General features: G+C 54.9%; 6 protein-coding genes and 1 pseudogene. 2 read left to right on the top strand and 5 right to left on the bottom strand.

All coding sequences use genetic code 11. From position 1 onward, the window contains the following. Positions 1-883: IS3 family transposase (locus ACLW56_RS17240; RefSeq protein WP_330984963.1), on the top strand; the 883-nt coding region annotated here is incomplete at its 5' end. 233 nt (positions 884-1,116) lie between these two features. Here ACLW56_RS17240 and ACLW56_RS17235 read toward each other — a convergent pair. After that, positions 1,117-1,476: an immunity 8 family protein gene (locus ACLW56_RS17235; protein ID WP_330984962.1), complete on the bottom strand. Its 360-nt coding sequence runs from the start codon at positions 1,474-1,476 to the stop codon at positions 1,117-1,119. A gap of 335 nt (positions 1,477-1,811) precedes the next feature. Then, positions 1,812-4,397: pseudogene (locus ACLW56_RS17230) on the bottom strand (hemagglutinin repeat-containing protein); the annotation flags it as partial. 316 nt (positions 4,398-4,713) lie between these two features. On the opposite strand from ACLW56_RS17230, the gene ACLW56_RS17225 reads away from it, so the two are divergent. Further along, positions 4,714-5,205 carry a SymE family type I addiction module toxin gene (locus ACLW56_RS17225; RefSeq protein ID WP_330984961.1) on the top strand — a complete coding sequence of 164 codons (492 nt, stop codon included), beginning with the start codon at positions 4,714-4,716 and terminating at the stop codon, positions 5,203-5,205. Positions 5,206-5,255: 50 nt separating this feature from the next. Here ACLW56_RS17225 and ACLW56_RS17220 read toward each other — a convergent pair whose 3' ends face one another. The 3 genes from ACLW56_RS17220 to ACLW56_RS17210 form a co-directional block, all read right to left on the bottom strand. Next, the gene (locus tag ACLW56_RS17220) at positions 5,256-5,933 is read right to left on the bottom strand and encodes a hypothetical protein (protein ID WP_330984960.1); all 678 of its coding nucleotides are present in this window, start codon (positions 5,931-5,933) and stop codon (positions 5,256-5,258) included. 427 nt (positions 5,934-6,360) lie between these two features. Then, on the bottom strand, positions 6,361-6,711 hold the full coding sequence (locus ACLW56_RS17215) for a hypothetical protein (protein WP_330984959.1): 351 nt from the start codon (positions 6,709-6,711) through the stop codon (positions 6,361-6,363). Then, positions 6,711-16,598, bottom strand: a complete 9,888-nt coding sequence (locus ACLW56_RS17210) for a hemagglutinin repeat-containing protein (protein ID WP_330984958.1) — start codon at positions 16,596-16,598, stop codon at positions 6,711-6,713. Before ACLW56_RS17210 ends, ACLW56_RS17215 begins: the two co-directional genes overlap by 1 nt. Positions 16,599-16,602: the final 4 nt, after the last annotated feature.

Genomic DNA, 16,602 nt, shown 5'->3' with positions numbered 1-16,602 from the left:
CCGCGACATACTTCGCGAAGCGCCTGAAATGAAGTATGTCTTTATCGAAAAACATCAGGCTGAATTCAGCATCAAAGCGATGTGTCGGGTGCTGCGGGTCGCCCGTAGTGGCTGGTATGCCTGGCGTCTGCGTTGTCATCAGACAAGCCCGGGTCAGCAGTTCCGGCTTGTCTGCGATGAGGCTGTCCGTAAGGCATTCACTGAGGCAAAACAACGCTATGGTGCGCCGCGTCTCGCTGAGGAGTTGCCGGAGTACAACATCAAAACCATTGCCGCCAGCTTGCGTCGTCAGGGACTGCGGGCAAAAGCGAGCCGGAAGTTCAGCCCGGTCAGCTACCGCGCACATGGTCTGCCGGTGTCAGAGAATCTGCTAAAACAGGATTTTTACGCCAGCGGCCCGAACCAGAAGTGGGCAGGCGACATCACGTACTTGCGTACCGATGAAGGGTGGCTGTATCTGGCCGTGGTCATAGACCTGTGGTCTCGGGCGGTTATCGGCTGGTCGATGTCCTCCCGGATGACGGCACAACTTGCCTGCGATGCACTGCAAATGGCGCTCTGGCGGCGTAAACGCCCGGAAAATGTCATTGTTCATACGGACCGTGGTGGACAGTACTGTTCCGGGGATTATCAGAGCTTGCTGAAACGCCATAATCTACGCGGAAGCATGAGCGCAAAAGGCTGCTGTCATGACAATGCCTGCGTGGAAAGCTTCTTTCACTCGCTGAAAGTGGAATGTATCCACGGAGAACGCTTTACCAGCCGGGAATTAATGCGGACGGCGGTATTTAATTATATCGAGTGTGATTATAATCGCTGGCGTCGCCACAGTGCGTGTGGCGGTCTCAGCCCGGAACAATTTGAAAACCTGAATCTCGCTTAGGGCTGTGTCCACATTACGTGGGTAGGATCACGGCGGTGCTTCCGCTTCCTATCTTAACACTAGGCCGGTATAGGTCATTGATGATATTGCTAAGGTTTTCATCTTGGACATTAGGTTTCTCCATCGATGCGCGTAAAGAATCAACATACTTTTCGTGGTCCATACGATTTCAGGGTTAGCAGAAGATCCACTTTTCTTGGCATTTTCTTCATCTCCGGTCCCCAGCCTCCAGGTTATGGCTGATAATCTTCATATTCCCAGAAACTGAACCGACTCAATTTGATGGCAGCTTTTGACCAATCCCTATCATTACAAGCAATGATCTTTTTCTCTAAGTATGAAAGGATTTCATCATAATCATATTTTTCTATAATGATCATTCCTTTACCAGACAGGGACTTATTTGATGCTAACTCTTGTTGAAGCCAGATTGGCGTACATATCAGCATATCAAAAGCTTCAGCACCTTCTTGGTCTTTAGGTCCGATCATTGCTCTGATCCAACAACCGAAGTTGGTAGGGTCTGCTGGCCAATAGTTTATTAAACTATCTTCCAGTTCCAGCGATCTCAGCCCTTTCAATTCAATATTCATTTTGTTATATCCAGATGCCCATTACTAATAGGTCTTCCCGTTGGCGTCAGTTTTTGTTCAAAATTAGCCTGAACTCCCGTTGTGGCGTGAGGACTATTTGGTTTAGATGAAGGCGGACGGTAAACTCTTAACCCATCAGAACTTACCCATGCCGTGCCATCACTGGATACTCGATATCCGGGCCCTACCCATGCTTCACCCAATGCGTTAGCATCCTTGGCGGTTGCCTGACCTAAACCAAAATTACCTTTATTCCCTTTTGCCGCATCCCTCAATATACCAATTTGTTCTTCAACAGGAAGGGAAGATAAATTATTGGTATTGGATTCATTTGGTTGAGACTCAGCAATGCGTGCATTCTCTTCATCCTGCGGTCCCCAGCCTCCCGGAGTACCTGAACCCGCACCACCTAACTCTGCTTTCTCACCATCTGTCAGATTTTTACCTGTATTTGGTCCGGCTTCCTGATCCTTATCATCCGAAGAACACGCTCGTCCGAAGCTACACTGAGTCGCCTTGTCCAGGGTATCGAACAGATCATCAAGCGCTGAAGCCATTTTGTCATTGGCATCTTTAGTTATCTTGTCCCCCGGGCTAACAGGAACGCCTGGAGGAGCAATCGGAGCAGGGACTGGTACGGAGATCATATTATTCTCAACCGCATTCTTCCCGGCACTGGCTCCAGTTGCTGCCCCGGCAGTATCGCCACCTACGATGCCGCCAGCAATGCCCGCTGAAATACTCGCCAGTGTGCTGATAGTTTGCTTCTGATCTTCTGTCAGCTTCGACAGGTCTTTCACGTCCGGATAGAGCATTCCCGCGATAGCGCGGGCCGCAAGTTCGGCTGATCCCGCGCCAACCGCGCCTGCCGCTGCACTGTTACCCTGCAAAGCAGCCGCTGCGCCTCCTAATATCGCGTGTGCGATAGCGTTCACTGCTGCATTGCCTTCTGTCGGCTTGAGCAGATGTGCCAGTTCTGGTGCTGAAGCGCCCGCCAGTGCTCCGCCGATATTGCCGCCAGCTATCCCCTGAAGCGCTGCCGTTGCTGCCTGGATACCGCGTTGAACAGTTCCGCCTGTTCCCATTCCTGTCGCAGCAAACGCATCGTTATAGAAGTTGTTGAATGCCTGTCCGTTGATGTCGTCCGCTGTCGCAGTTTTGCCAGGATGCTCCTGCTCCCATTGAGTTTTTGCTGCGGCAAGATCTTGTGCAGAGGCATTCTGCATTTTGTCCTGCGCGGCTTTGGTCGCAGCGATTTTCCCCTGCGTCCGTGCAATATCCGCCGCCTGGTTGCCGATATCGCTGATCATCCCGACTTCTTTCAGGCGGTTCTGCTCTTTCTCCTTGTCGAAGATTGGGCTGATGCTGTCGTTGGCGTGTTCGGTGTCACGGCTCAGGTCGGCGACATCCTGCTGCTGGTTCGCCTTGTCGCGGATGGTGATGGTGCCATCTGCCACGGCGGCCTGCGTGGTGCCTTCCGCGTGGCCTTTGTTGCCTGCCGCGGAAATCATGCCGCCCGGCATGTTGCCCTGGAAATTATCCCCAAAGCTGCCGCCGCCGCTCAGGCTGATGCCGGAGTGCGAGGTTTTAAAGTCTGCTTCGTTGTGCAGGTCGCTGAAGCCGAGAGTTCCGGTATCGAGGCTGTTCTTGTCCGGCGTGGCGGTGGAAGCGATAACCGCGCCATCCAGTTGTGTGTGGTTGCCGACGGTGATGTCGAACCCGCCGTTGCCCGCATACAGCCCGGTTTGTTCTGCCACGGAATCAAAGCGGCTCTTCATTTTGTCCTGACTGGCGTTGATGTAACCCGAGCCGGTCATGGAGCCGAAGGTGAAGCTGCCGCCAGCGGCCACGCTGGTCTGCTTGCTGTCGTAGCTGTTGGTGTCCTGCTGGCTGCGCATCAGCAGGTCGTGCCCGACATCGGCCACAATCTTGTTGCCGTTGACCTGTGCGCCATCGAGCACGGTGTCGTTCCCACTTTTAATGGTCACGGTTTTACCGCTGTCTATCGTGGTTTCGGTCCAGTCTGTGCCGTTGCCTTTGTCCTTGCCGTGTGCGGCGTTGACGTTGGCGAACACGCTGATGCCTGCGCCGTTACCGCCCGCACCGATACTCACGCCTACGCCACCACCGCTGCTGCTGTTCTTGCCGCTGGTCTGTTGGGTGTTGGCTGCGCCGCTAAGAATGACGTCGTTCTTCGCGTCGAGCAGGGTGTCTCCACCTGCTTTCAGCTGGCTGCCGGCAATCACGATATCGCCGCCACCTTTTTTGCCGTTGGCGGTGATGGACAGGTTGTTGCCTGCGTTCAGCGTGCTACCTGCCACCGCATCACTTTCTGCATGCTGCTGTGATTTCGATTTCTGGGTGGTCAGCGAGAGGGCAACGCCCATCGCGTTCGGGTCGGCGGTGGTGTTCGCCATGTCGGCTGCCTGCCCGGCCTGCACGCCGGACAGCACCGTTTTGGTGGCCTGAAGTGCCTTCAGACGCCCGTCGCTTTCCTCTTTGGTGTCCTGCGCTGCGGTGACGGCATTGTTAATCGCACTGCCGACAGTGCCGGACAGCGCCACGGTCAGCCCGCTTTTCTTCTGCTCAAAGGTTTCATCGCGGGTGCGCTTATCGTGGCCCGGGTCGATGATGACGCTGCTGCCGCTGAGGCTTAAATCCTTCCCGGCGATAAGGTCTGCGCCACCAATGTGCGCCTGATTACCGGCAGAAATCGACACGCTACCGCCCGTCGATCCGACAGTGCTGAAGCTCTGGCTCTGGGTGGTGCCTGCTTCGCGCAGGTCGTGGGTGGATTTGCTGCTGCCGATGGTGAAGCCAATGCCGCCGCTGCTCATCAGGCCGCTTTTCTTCTCTTCTTTGTAGTGATAATCGCTTTCGGTGGCGGTGGTGAGGTTTACATCCCGCCCGGCGGCGACGGTACAAAGTAACCGTTATTGCCGGAGGGCAGGGGATAGTTGCCGTTTTAATATAAGGGATCGTTTTAGCGGAATATCTAATATGCAACGAGTGCAAGACGTGACGATATTTCCTGAAGCAGCCTCGCATTTCTGAACATTGCTCATTTATAAAGAACTGTACTTTTATTCAGTACGGTATAATGAACGAACTTAAAGAGGCATCAGACTGCAACAGGAAAAAAAGAAATCATAAATTCAGATTATTAAAGAGCGCGGCATGAAAGTGCTACCAACACTTTCACACCGCTGACCACAAACAACTGAAACGGAGTTGAATATGGCTGACAAAAATCATAAGCCAGAAGTAACTATTGCCAAAACAGTTTCTGAAACTTTGGCTAATATTTCAGAAAAGCACGATCCAGTACGCAAATATGACCGCTACGGCGTGCAGAACAAAGTCACCCGTAGAGCGAAATCGGTTTCCGATACAGACAAAAATAACGGTATCTCTAAGCCGCTACGCCGCATGACAGTCAGCTACGTCAGCATTCGCCATTACGACAGAAAGACAAACAAAACCAAATGCTACACCCGAAACGCCAGCCTGCGCCTGAACGGCATCTGGATGGAAGAAGCTGGGTTCACATCAGGCACATCACTGGATGTGCGCGTAATGCCGGGTTGTCTGGTCATTACTACTCGCCCAACGGAAACGCCGTTAATGAAAGTGCTGAACAAAACCACGCAACTACCACAGAAAGAACAGCAAGAGGTTATGGCATTTCTTCAGGGCGTTGTGGCTAAGGTGGCACTTGAGGGAGTGTGAGTCAGATAAGTGATCCCGCCCGGTAAGGGCGGGATTGATGAGTAAAAGGCTTATTTATTGGCGGGCTTTAATAAGCGTGGAAGCTGGTTATTGAATTCGAGTAAGCAGCTATCCATATATTTCTGAGTTTCTGTGGTGACTTTTTGGTAGTTATTTTCTTTCCATTCTGCCAGTGTGGCCGTTACAGGCGTAGGGCTACAATCAGCTACGGTAAATGCGGAAAACAGACTGCCACCTTCAGGACGCTTGTAGAAAATAACTTTGTATTTCAGCTGGTAAACGGGGTCGGCAACGCTTGAGTCGTTAAAGATGAGTGCCCAGGTTGCGTGACCAATATATAAAGGCTGATTATATGTATAACCTGAAGTGTTGGCCGACATCCATTCGGTGATACTCTTCTTTGCTTTTGGCGTGAAGTAGCTTTCTGTCGGGTTAACCATTGTATCAATAGCGCTTCCCTTATAATTCTCCTTATCAAAATCACTGGTGCTAAAGTTCCCTGTAACAACCGCTAGCACCGCCAGGCCTTTGCCTACAGTGTTGTCTGCAGGGGTAACCAGACGTAATTTATTATCAGCCACCCGATTATTATTTAAATCATTCAATGCTGCTCCACTAACAATTTCAATAGCGCTGCCATTTGTGGATTTGACCGTTTCAGGCTTTGACGAACCAGCACAGCCCGACAGAAATGCCATTGAGATTGCTACTGCTATTACCTTTTTCATTTTTTTATTTCCTTGTTTATTAAATAATTTTGATTCTAAGTGTCTTCAGTCTGACCACGAAGTTCTTTGCCATTGATACTTTAAGTATTTCAACACACCTTTCTCTGTACACCTCATGTTGGGTTTTTTGGTCATTACCACTCGCCCAACGCTACGCCGTTAATGACAGTGCTGAACAAAACAACGCAACTTCCACAGAAAGAGCAGTTGGAGGTTATGGCATTTCTTCAGGGCGTTGTGGCTAAGGTTGCCCTTGAAGCGATCTGAATGAGAAATGATGCTGGCAAGCAGCGTTACCAGGGTGTTCGAACGGAAAAGGCAGCTCATATTCTTTGGCATAGTTTTCATGTTAGCACCCAAGGCCTCAAGTTCTTCGCTACAGCTCTTCTGCTTGTTAGGACTGAGATGGTTATTCTCAACTAAGTATCTATTTAGCCAAAGAGCTAGCTTTTACTTTTATGTCTGGAATGACTCTAATCTCCATGGTGTTCACAAGTTCACCAGCAGCAGTTTCAACATAAATATATTCTCCTATGCTATCTTTTCTGATGGAAAAACTGCTAACGCGGTCTACTGAACTCTGAAGGAATTCTTTTCCGTCCAAACTCAACCATAGCTGAATCCAACCCTCAACAATACTAAAAGAAAAGTCGATAGAGAGATTGTCATTGTTTTTATAAGTATATAAAAAACTCACGTTCTCCCTTTCAAAAGAGACAGGCTCACTTTCGAAAAAAGATAGCAAAGCAATTTCATCAGGATGATTTTCTATGAACATTATTTGGCCGCTCCATTGATTGGTATTGTCGTGATAAACTTGTGAGAACCATCATCCATTACCTTGAAAGTACTCTCAAACATAGTAGCCTTTCCTGACGGACCGATAAAAAAGGACTCTTTGACTTCAAAGTTACCATACTGATCTGTGTATTTTTTTACAATGTTATCAGGGTTTTTAGCTGCTTGATCAAAATGTTCAGCCAGGGCAGCCTGACCATTCAGGTCGTCAGTGACCCCCAATCTTTTCATCTCCAGGGCAAGCTGGTTGGAACGATCTAGATTATGTTTACTACCTGTTGCCCGACCAAACAAATAATTAAACTTGTTTGCATCAACTACAGAACTCGCAACAATTTTCGCAGCCGCCAGATCGGGTAGTTTCTTACCTGGAAGGATTATCCCTGCCAACATTCCGCCGGTAGCTTCCAGAGCTGCCTGGTTCCCTGTGGCAGCCTGTTTAACTGTATCCGCAACTGCAGACCAGGTATCACTCTTCATTAAAGCTGTTACGGTATCCGCCACAGCCTGATTTTTCTCGGACAAATCACTAAGTGCTTTAGTGCAGTAGCTGTCTCCCATAGCACAGGCAGTCAATGCCATTGCTGCATCGGCACCGTAATCAGCTGCGCCCAGCACTGCATCACCAGAATCAGCCGTAGCACCGATGACGCTGTTGACGATAGAAGAGAGCGCGCCATTCCCAAGCGTATTACGGACCTGATCCTTCATACTCGTGGCAGCCTGCTTCACTGCCTCACGCGCCTTGTCACCGCTCAGCGAGTTATTCTCAGCCGCATTCTTCCCAGCCTGTGCACCTGTCGCTGTGCCGCTCGAATCACCGCTTGCGAGATTCCCCGCCAGCCCCGAGGCCAGGGTCGCCAGGTTGCTGACCAGTTGCTTATCACTTTCGCTCAGATCGCTGTTACTTTTGCCCGGGAACAGCTGATCTTTGATGATCTGCGCAGCCAGTTCTCCCGATGCGCCACCAGCGGCACCTGCTCCTGCATCTTTCCCCTGAAGCGCTGCGGTTACGCCGCCGAGGATCGCGTGGGCAATTGTTCTTGCTGCGGCATTATCTTCAATACCAAGATCATGTCCGATGATGTTCGCCAGTTGTGGGGCCGAGGCTCCCGCCAGTACGCCAGCAAGATTGCCGCCTGAGGCCAGCGCTGTGAGCGCACCGGTTGCCGCCTGAATACCGCGCTGAACTGCCCCGCCTGTACCGTAAACAGACGATGCGTTGTTGTAGGCTCGTTCTGATACAGCAGCATCGTTGACCGGTTTTCCTTCCGCAGCCAGTTGCTGGCGTGCTTCTTCCAGCGATTTGGGATCTTTTGCGGCTTTACGCCCGGCCAGGTCACCTTGAGTATTCGCCACATCGATGGCCTGCGAACCCACATCACCTATCAGCTGAATTTCCTGCAGTCGCTTCTGCTCTTTCTCCTTATCGAAGATTGGGCTGATGCTGTCGTTGGCGTGTTCGGTGTCGCGGCTCAGGTCGGCGACATCCTGCTGTTGTTTGTCCTTGTTGCGGACGGTAATCGTACCATCAGCCACTGCAGCCTGAGTGGTACCTTCCTCATGGCCTTTGTTCACGCCGCCAGCGACCAGAGCGTTCGCCATGTTGCTGGCAAACTGCCCGGCGATGTTGCCGCCGGTATTGAATGACCCACCCGCGTGCTGGGTTTTGAAATCGGCCTCATTGTGAATATCGCTGAAGCCCAGCGTGCCGGTATCGAGGCTGTTTTTATCCGCCGTCGCCGTGGAGGCAATGACCGCGCCATCCAGTTGGGTGTGGTTGCCGACGGTAATATCGAACCCGCCGTCGCCCGCAAACATCCCGGTCTGCTCGGCTACCGAGTCGAAGCGGCTCTTCATTTTGTCCTGGCTGACGCTCATGTAGGCCGAGCCGGACATTGAACCGAAAGTGAAACTTCCGCCCCCGGCCACGCTGGTCTGCTTGCTGTCGTAGTCGTTATTGTCCTGCTGGCTGCGCATCAGCAGGTCGTGCCCGACATCGGCCACAATTTTATTGCCGTTGACCTGTGCACCATCGAGGACGGTGTCGTTCCCGCTCTTAATGGTGACGGTTTTGCCGCTGTCGATTGTTGTCTCAGTCCAGTCGGTTCCGTTGCCTTTTTCCTTACCGTGTGCAGAGTTACCGTTGGCGAATACACTGATCCCCCAGCCGCCGCTGCCGACTCCAATACCCACTCCGACACCGCCGCCGCTGCTGCTGTTTTTGCCGGTGGTTTGTTGGGTGTTGGCCGCGCCGCTAAGAATGACGTCGTTCTTAGCGGCGAGCAGGGTGTCACCACCTGCTTTCAGCTGGCTGCCGGCAATCACAATATCGCCGTTGTTCGGACCTGTGCCTTTCCCGTTGGCGGTGATGGAAATGTTGTTACCCGCATTCAGCGTGCTGCCTGTGACCTCATCACTGCGTACATGCTGCTCAGACTTCGATTTTTGCGTGGTAAGAGAGGCGCTGACGCCGATGGCGTTGGTACTTGGATTCTCGGTATTACCACTATTAGCAGCGTCCAGGGCGACTGCCTGGCCTGCCTGCACACCAGAAAGTGCAGATTTGGTTGCCTGGAGCGCTTTAAGACGGCTGTCACTTTCGTTTTCCGCATCCTGCGCTGAGTTCACGGCATTATTGATGGCACCACCCACAGCGCCTGAAAGTGCAATCGTCAGCCCGCTTTTCTTCTGCTCGAAGGTTTCATCGCGGGTGCGCTTATCGTGGCCCGGGTCGATGATGACGCTGCTGCCGCTGAGGCTTAAATCCTTCCCGGCGATAAGGTCTGCGCCGCCAATGTGCGCCTGATTACCGGCAGAAATCGCCACGCTGCCGCCCGTTGAGCCGACGGTACTGAAGCTCTGGCTCTGGGTGGTGCCTGCTTCGCGCAGGTCGTGGGTGGATTTGCTGCTGCCGATGGTGAAGCCAATGCCGCCGCTGCTCATCAGGCCGCTTTTCTTCTCTTCCTTGAAGCGCCAGCTTGAGTCGGTGTTGGTGGCGGCCACGATATCGACGTTATTGCCCGCATGCAGGTTCACGGCATCGTCGGCAACCACCGAGGAGCCTTTCACCAGCAGATTGTTGCCCGCCAGCACCTGCACGTTATTGCCGCTGAGCAGGGTGCCCGCTTCACGCGTCGCGCTGTCTTCATCAATGGTGTGTGTCGTGGTTTTCTTGAAGAACCCTTTCCTGGTCTTCGTCTCTTCCTTGTAGTGATAATCGCTCTCGGTGGCGGTGCTGAGGTTCACATCGCGCCCGGCGGCCACGCCAATATCGCCGCTGGCGGTGACCTGCGCGGCTTCGCTGTTCACATCGCGCCCGGCAATAATCGTGGTGTTGCCGCCGCTGGCGATTTCCGTACCTTGCTGGCGAACGGATTCGTCAATGACCACTTTCTTGCCGCCACGGCTGCTGCTGCCGTTGACGGTGGCTTCCGCTTGCAGGTTCACGTCGCGTCCGGCCTGAATGCCGACATTGCCTTCTGCCGCAATGCCCGCTGCCTGGCTGGTGATATCGCGCCCTGCCACCAGGGTGGCGTTCTCGCCTGCGCTGAGGGTGGTTCTGTCCGCACTGCTCTGATGCGTTTCGCTGCCGCCTGTACGGCTGGTCTGGCTGGTTTCGCCCGCATTCAGGTTCAGGTCGTTTCCGGCGACCAGTTGCGCGGTTTTGCCTGCGTTGATGCTGCTCGCCGTAACGTTGATGTCATTTCCGGCCTGCATCACCGCGTTGCCGCCTGCGGTAATGGCGCTGCCCTGGTTGGAGGTGGACGACGCGCTGGTGTCTTTCTTGCCCCAGAAGCCAGACTGGCTGCTGCTGTCGGTTATCTGGTTGGCCGCAATATTGATGTTATTGCCTGCGCCCATCGCCAGATCGCCGCCTGTGCTGACTTTCGCGCCGGTGATGTTGATATCGTTGGCTGCTGCCATCGACAGGCCATCGGTGGCGGTGATGGAAGCCGTCTGGCCGACATCGGTTCCGCTGACGTGCACGTTGCCCCGGCGGCTGTCGTCGCCGATGCTCCATTGCTGCGTCCGGGTGATGTTGTTGATATTGCCGCCCACGCTTTCGAGCTGAACGGTTTTACCGGAAATCGAGGAGCCGATGTTGTTGATGTCGCCCAGCGCGCTCAGGTCGAGACCGCCGCCCGCGCTGATAAGCCCGGCGTTGAGATTGTTGAGGCTGTTGCTGCTGTCGACACTCAGGCCATTTTGGGCAATCAGCGAGCTGCCGCTGTTGGTGATGTTGCCACCCGCCAGCTGCACGTTGTTACCGCTGATCACGCTGCCGCTCTGCACCGTCACATCTTTCGGCGACAGATACACTTTCGGCACCATCACGGTCTGGCCGTTGATGGTGGCGGTCTCCCACCACAGAATGCTGTGGTCGAGTGCCGCCACCTGATCGGCGGTGAGCGCCACGCCAAATTTCAGGCCAAGCCCGCTCTGCGCGTTGGCGGCGTTATCCATCAGATAACGCATCTGGTCGAGATCCGAACCGAGGCCGTTAATGTAGCGAGTGCCGGTCTGGTTCAGCACAGAGTTGCTGACGTAGCGGGTATCAAACGCCGCATCGCCCAGGAAACGGTAGTCTTTGTCCGGGTTGAGGCCCAGACGATCCATCATGTAAGACGAGCCGAGGAACTGATTAACGTCGGTGTACCGCGAATTTGTCTCTTTCGGTGCCGCGCCCGGGTTCATGCCCAGCAGTTTATACAGATCGCCAAACAGGGAAGGATCGAGCTGGCCCAGGCCGTCCAGTTTTGGGTTCACCGTGATCAGATACGGGCTGTCCGGATCGGCAGAAGGCACGAAGTAGCCATTGTTGCCGGAAGGCAGGGGATAATCGCCGCCCATGCCGCCAGGGTTCAGATCAGTGCCGCCGCCAATCGTCTGGCCGTTGGTGGTGTCTTTCCAGTCCGGATTGGTGATGGCTGACGTGTCGGCCTGATCCAGCGCTTTTTGGTTTGCGCCACCGCTGATGTTCTGCGCCGAAGGGGGGGTTAACGTCGGCTTCGCAATGGTGTTGGTGATCTTGCCCGCGTTAGCCGTGGTGTTGGTGTTGCTGATATCGCTGGCGAAGCTAGCGATAACATTGCCACCCGCCTGGATGACAGAGCGGAAGATTTCGCCCAGTTCTGATTCAGTGGTCTTGCCATCCAGCGTGAAGGTAATTTTATCGGATTTCGGATTGGGCAGTGTGACCGTCCCAATTTCATCGCCAGAAACAGTAATAGGTGAGTTTGGGTCGGCGTAGCCTAACGGACCCTGATAGACATATTTCCAGTATTCCGACGAGGTAGAGTTCTGCCATGACTGGTTTGAGAGCGTACTCCCGGTGAGCGTCATATCGCCGGAGGAGAGAATGACACTCGCGTTGTTATCCAGACGATTTGCTGCAATCGTCATGTTACGCCCTGAGCGAATACCGCCGACTCCGCCATCGGCTGAAACTGTAGTCACTGTCTGGCTGATGGCATATTTTTGTTCGGTGTGATCCGCACGCATGCCGTATGACGTGCTACCGGGGTGCTTGGTGCAATGTGTGTTGACACCTCCAGTACATTGCTCAAACGGATAAGACGCCACGTATTTCCCGTAGCTGCCATCTTCCAACTGAGATATTGAGATATCGATCGTTGCATTGCCCAATCCCGGAAGCGATGACGGGTTATCAATCGTTTCATTGGATGTCTTTAATCCGTCACGGGTATTCAACAAATGCCCGGTCCGAATCGTGATATCGCCGTTGGTGGTTTCGATATTCCCGGAGGTGTTGGTCACTTCGCTGTTCGCCGCGCCGCTGGCGTTTTTCTGCATCACCAGGTTGTTGCCCGCGAGGATATCGCCGCGCAGGTTCTGGATACTGTCGGCATACAGCGCGAGGTTATTGCCCGCGTAGAGCAGGGCGGTGTTGATGATTGACCCAGTCGCGCTCAGCAGCAGGCTGCCTGCGGTGCCGGTAAATCCGTCGAGCGTGATGTTGCTTTGGCTGGTCAGGCTGACGTCGCCGCCTGCCTGCAAACTACCGCTGGCATTCATTGCCATCTGGTTGCCGCTGAGCGTCGTGGTGCCGCTGCCTGCGGTCAGCAATCCGTTATTGGTGAGTTTGCCTGCCGCGTTCAGCGTGATGTCGTTGCCCTGCAAGGTGCCGGCGTTGGTGATATCACCCTGGCTCGAAATGGAAAGCTGTTTGTTCGAGGCGATAACGCCCTGCGAGGTGAAACTGTTGGTGAGCTTCAGCGTCAGGTTGCCCAGTGCTATCAGCTGGCCCACGCCGCTGAGCGAGGCCAGTTCTGCCGCCATATCGCCGCCGCTGAACACTTTGCCGTTGGCGTTGTTGAGGCTGTTGCCCTTGAGTTGCAGGCTCTGGTTACCAAGCAGCGTGCCGCTGTTGGTCAGCGTCTGGTAATTCACATCCAGCATCGCCGCCTGGAAGGTGCCGCCGTTGTTCAGATTATTGCCTGTCAGCGTGGCCTGATTTGCCGCCATCATGGTGCCGCTGCTGGCAAGTTCTGCCACATTCAGCACCAGGTTTGTCGCCTGCAACCAGCCGTTGCCGCTGTAATTTGCGCTGTTCAGCGTCAGGTCGTCAGCGGAAAGAATTTTACCGTTGTTGCGAGCCTGCGTTGCCGCGTTCAGCGTGGTTTTACCGTTGCCCTGTAGTGTGCCGTCGTTAGTCAGTACCGGGGCACTTAGCGTGAGCGCATTCTGGCTGAGGATGACGCCATTCGTCTTGTTGTTCAGGCTGTCGAGCAGGGTCAGCGTCAGACCGATGTCGCCCTGAATGCGTCCGCTGTTGGTCAAGGTGTTGGCGTTAATTTGGGTCGCAGCGCCCTGAAGCTGGCCGCTGTTGTCGATGTCTTTCGCTTTGACGTTCAGCGCGCCGCCAGTCAGCATTTTGCCCTGCTGTTGCAGGCTGCCGTTAAGCGTCAGCGCAAGGCTGTTCACCCCGCTGATTTCGCCGCTGTTGGTCAGCGAGTCGCCTTTCACCTCCAGCGTTTTGGCGCTAATCAGCCCCTGGTTGTTCAGCGTTTTTCCGCTAAGGGTCGCATCACCGAGCGCGGTGATTTTGCTGCCGGTGCCGGCTATCACGTCGCTGCTCAGCGTCAGAGCCAGATCCTGCGCGCTTTGAATTGCGCCGCTGTTGTTCAGGCTACTGCCGTCGAGAGCGATCGTCTGCCCCTGCCAGCGTCCGCTGTTGGTAACGTCACTTGCGGTAACGTCCAGTGCCTGCTGGCTCAACAGATCGCCGCTGTTGCTCAGAGTGCCTGTACTGTTGAGTCGCAGACCATTGAGGCCAACGATCGTGCCCTGATTATCAATGCTGTTCTGAGTCAGGCTAAGCGTGTCGCCCTGAAGCGCACCGTTGCTGCTGAACTGCTTGCCGCTCAGCGCCATATCGCCCGCCGTGAGCATTTTGCCGTGGTTGGCCAGCGTCGGTGCAGTCAGTGTGAAATCCCCCTGGCTCATCAGCTCGCCGTTGTTGAGGAGCGAGTTTGCCAGGGTGGAATTCAGGTTCCCGGTGGCCAGCGCAGAACCGGTGTGGCTCCAGTCTTTCACGTTAAAGCTGAGGTTCTGGCCCTGCGTGGTGCCCGCGGTGGTCAGCGTTTGACCGTCAATGGATAAATCTCCCGCGGTCAACCAGCGTCCGGCAGTTCCTTGCGATAAGGTATCGCCCGAAATTGCCAGCGCGTTTGTGCCCTGCAACAGGCCATCGCCAGTCAGGGTTGCCGTTTTCACGGTCAACGCATTGGCGGTGATTTTGCCTGGGTTAGTCAGCGTGGTGGTGTTCAGCGTCAGGGTTTTGTCGCTGGTGATAAGGCCGCTGTTGCTGATGCCGGGGATATCCAGCACCAGATTTTTAGCGCTGTAGAGCGTGCCGTTCAGCTGGTTGTTCAGTGAGTGAGTACTCACCTTCAGCGCGTTATCGCCCTGCAGCAGCCCGCTGTTGGTCAGCGTTTGCGACTGAGTGCTCAGGGAAGCGGCAACCAGCACGCCGCTGTTGTTCAGTTCAGGTGTCGTCAGGCTGGTAGACGCCGCGCTGCTTTTGCCGCTGTGCGTGAGCTTCTCGCTGGCGTTAACCGTTAGCGACTGCTGCGCCGCGTGCGTTCCTGCAAGGCTGGCTTCCCGGGCCTTAATGCTGAGATTTTTGCCGCTCTGCACCTGCGCACTGGCGGCTGTTGTGAGCTTGTCGCCCTGCAACTGCATGTTGCCGCCGGCACTGGTTTCACCGTCCAGCGTGGCTGTATTGGCCGTGAGCGCCAGATTGCCGTCAGAGTGCGTCACCGCATTTTTGCCGGAGGTCAGCGCGTCGGCATTAATGTTCAGCCCTTTACCGCCAGACAACGTGCCATTCTGCGCCACGTCATGCGCTTTTAGTGTTAGTGAGTCATCACTCACAAGTGAACCTGTGTTATTCACTTGCCCGCTGGCGGTGATATCGGCTTTGCCTTTCGCACCCGTGCTGCCGCTTTGCGTGAAATCCTGGGTGGTGATGTTCAGGCCGCTGCCACTCAGCAGCGAGCCGCTGTTGTTGAGGGAAGTGCTGTTCACCGTCAACGCGCCGCCCTGCACATTGCCACGGTTGGTGAGCGTGCTGGCGTTAAGCTGAGTGTTGCCATCCGCCAGCAGCTTGCCGCTCTGCGTCAGCGTGGCGGCGCTGGCCGTCAGGTTTTGTCCGGCCGTATTCTGGCCTTGGGTGGTGAGGGTGTCACTGGCGTTGAGCGCAACGTTGCGCGCCGCATTGATCTGGCTGGTAGCATCCTGGCTGATATTTTTGGCTTTCAGCGCCGCATCCCGTCCGGCAGTCAGCTTTGTCCTGTTCTGCGAAAGCGTGCCGTTGGCGTTCAGCACCAGGTCGTTATCGCTGTTCAGCGACCCGTTGCTGAGCGCGATGTCGCTCTGGCTGTTCAGCGTGATGTTGCCGCTGGCTTTATGGTCGCCGGTCAGGGCGATGCTCTGGCCTTTGGCATCGAAAGCGCCGCTGGCAAGGCTGCTATGCACGGTGAGCTTGCCGTTGGCGTCGAGGGTGATATCCCCCTGGCGGGTATTCAGGTTGCCGAGGTTGACCCCTACGCCTTTGTCGCTGGATACGAGGTGAATTCTGTTGGCGTACATGCCGCCCAACGCGCCGGTATCGACCGCCACCGACGGCGCAGCCCCTTCGCCTTGTTGCGCCGTGACGCTGCCGTCTGCGCCAACCCGGTTGGCCCCGGCGATCACTTTCAAATCCTTCGCATGAATGGCGGCATTCACTTCGGTCGCACGCGAGATGATCGACAGCGCATCACTGCCGCTGGCGTCAATCCCTTTGCCTTCAATCGTGATGCTGCCTTTTTTGACATCCAGCGCCTGTAAATTGCCGTTCGCGTCGAAGACAGGTTTGCCCGTGGTCAGCGTCGCCTGCGGGGTGTTGATAAAGCCGCAGCCGTTACAGGTAATGCCGTACGGGTTGGCGACCATCACATTTGCCGCTTTGCCCGCCACTTCGGTATAGCCCTGAAGCTGTGAACGGTTGCCGCCGATCACTTCGTTGATGATGCCTTTTGCTTCTTTGCCCGCTTTCAGGTTCGGGTTGCCGGTGATGATCCCGCCGAGTTGCGTCTGGTTCAGTTTGTCAGTGGCGTTATTGAGGATCAGGCCTTCTTTGCCGACGTTGTAATCTTTGAACTGGTTGTGCGAAATCCCCGCGCCGTTTGGCGTGGCGATATTCACCACCGGCACCCCGTTCGCCGCTTTGTCTGCGGAGGTGTTGCCCGTTGGCGTCAGCGTGGCAGATATCGCAGGCAGCAGTGGCTGCCCGGCGAGCAGGGCGCTAACCAGATAGCTGAGCAGACGGTACGTTAAGCGAACAGGTGGTTGATTCATGGTG

The organism is Pantoea sp. sgz302252 (genome assembly GCF_047713085.1).
GTDB lineage: Bacteria > Pseudomonadota > Gammaproteobacteria > Enterobacterales > Enterobacteriaceae > Scandinavium.
This window is presented reverse-complemented; position numbering and strand designations above follow the sequence as displayed.

What these genes read in the sequence shown, in the direction of transcription:
- ACLW56_RS17235 (WP_330984962.1), bottom strand. Translation starts at nt 1,476, where the DNA reads ATGAATATTGAATTGAAAGGGCTGAGATCGCTGGAACTGGAAGATAGT.
- ACLW56_RS17225 (WP_330984961.1), top strand. Translation starts at nt 4,714, where the DNA reads ATGGCTGACAAAAATCATAAGCCAGAAGTAACTATTGCCAAAACAGTT.
- ACLW56_RS17220 (WP_330984960.1), bottom strand. Translation starts at nt 5,933, where the DNA reads ATGAAAAAGGTAATAGCAGTAGCAATCTCAATGGCATTTCTGTCGGGC.
- ACLW56_RS17215 (WP_330984959.1), bottom strand. Translation starts at nt 6,711, where the DNA reads ATGTTCATAGAAAATCATCCTGATGAAATTGCTTTGCTATCTTTTTTC.
- ACLW56_RS17210 (WP_330984958.1), bottom strand. Translation starts at nt 16,598, where the DNA reads ATGAATCAACCACCTGTTCGCTTAACGTACCGTCTGCTCAGCTATCTG.